A 1269-nucleotide genomic window follows, 5' to 3' on the forward strand; every position below is an offset into this window, starting at 1 on the left:
CGGACGTCACGGCGTTCATGGAATGGCTGCGCGCCAAGCGTGGCGTCGAATGTGCTGATTACCGTGCGCTTTGGCGCTGGTCCGTGAGCGACGTGGCTGTGTTCTGGGAGTCGCTGTGGGACTACTTCGGTATGGAGTCGCCGACACCGTACCGCGCCGTTCTGGAAAACCCAGTAATGCCTGGGGCCCGATGGTTCCCCGGGGCGCGGGTCAATTTCGCCGAACAGCTGTTGCGCCAGGCGCGGCCCGGCGAAACCGCCTTGTACCACCTTTCTGAATTGGCTGAGCTGCAGAGCATGACCTGGGACGAACTGGGCAGGCAGGTGCGCTGTGTCGCGACATGGCTGCGGGAGCTGGGGGTACGTCCGGGCGACCGGGTAGCTTCCTACCTGCCCAACGTGCCGCAGACTGTGGTTGCCATGCTGGCGACAGCGGCCGTTGGCGGCATCTGGTCGAGTTGCTCGCCGGATTTCGGGGTGAAAAGCGTCCTGGATCGCTTCTCGCAAGTTCGCCCCAAGGTGGTGTTCGCGGTCGACGGCTATCGGTACGGTGGCAAGGACTTCGATCGTCGCCCAGAAACCACGGAAATCGTCGCGGGATTGCCCGATCTGGAAACGCTCGTCTATCTGCCCTATCTAGACCGTGGCGATAGCGGGATCCAGGTTCCGGGCAAGGTCCGGGTCGCACTCTGGGATGAGCTGGTGCCGGCAGGCCAGGACAGGCCGGAATTCACGTTTGAGGCGACACCGTTCGAGCATCCGTTGTGGATCGTTTACTCCTCGGGGACGACGGGGCTGCCCAAGCCCATCGTCCACAGCCACGGCGGCATTACCCTGGAGATGCTCAAGCTCTCCCACTTCCATTTCAACCTCAAGCCGGGCGGCGTCATGTTCTTCCACACCACCACCGGCTGGGTGATGTGGAATATCGTCGTTGGTTCGTTACTGTCGGGCGCTGCCGCGGTGCTCTACGACGGCAATCCAGCCTATCCCGACACGGACGTCCTGTGGCGCATGGCCGCCGAAAGCGGGACCACATTTTTCGGGGTCAGTCCAACCTATGTTGGCCTCATGCAGAAGAATGGGATTCATCCAAGGGAGAGATACGACCTTTCTCGCATCGAAGGTGTTCTCCTCGGCGGTTCGCCGGTCACGCCGGAGTCGATGGTCTGGTGTTACGAGAACATCCATGGCGATCTGTGGTTGACCTCTCAGAGCGGCGGCACTGATGTGGCGTCCGGCTTCGTCGGTGCATCGCCGACTCTGCCGG

The 1269-nt window shown here is 62.3% G+C and carries 1 protein-coding gene; it reads left to right on the forward strand.

Features of this window, described 5'->3' with window-relative positions:
• Window positions 1–1269 (forward strand): AMP-binding protein (locus DD1DGNOD_RS11610; protein ID WP_165036625.1); only part of this gene is annotated, 1269 nt, incomplete at both ends.

Origin of the sequence: Candidatus Protofrankia californiensis, assembly GCF_900634765.1 — a bacterium.
GTDB lineage: Bacteria > Actinomycetota > Actinomycetes > Frankiales > Frankiaceae > Protofrankia > Protofrankia californiensis.